Annotated in this window: 1 protein-coding gene; it reads right to left on the bottom strand. The window is 41.2% G+C overall.

Going from position 1 to position 301, the window contains the following annotated elements; genetic code table 11:
- The coding region (locus tag AAEY78_RS12510; RefSeq protein ID WP_352339661.1) for an AAA family ATPase at positions 1–301 on the bottom strand (301 nt) is incomplete at both ends.

Genomic DNA, 301 nt, shown 5'->3' with positions numbered 1-301 from the left:
GTCTAAGGGATGGAATACCACAGACTCATCGATTCGATTTAAAAACTCGGGACGGAAACTTTGCGTCACAACATTCATAACCCCAGCTTTCATCTCCTCATATGTCGTATGACCAAAGCCCTCTTGGATAATATCTGACCCAAGGTTTGAGGTCATAATAATCACAGTGTTTTTAAAATCGACCGTTCTACCTTGACCATCGGTTAAGCGACCATCATCTAACACTTGCAGTAATACATTAAATACATCCGGATGCGCCTTCTCAACTTCGTCTAACAAAATGACAGAGTAAGGTTTACGA

The sequence above is a fragment of the Psychrobacter sp. 16-MNA-CIBAN-0192 genome (genome assembly GCF_040309565.1).
Lineage (GTDB): Bacteria > Pseudomonadota > Gammaproteobacteria > Pseudomonadales > Moraxellaceae > Psychrobacter.
Note: the sequence above shows the minus strand (reverse complement) of the source record. Positions and strands in the feature narration are given on the sequence as shown.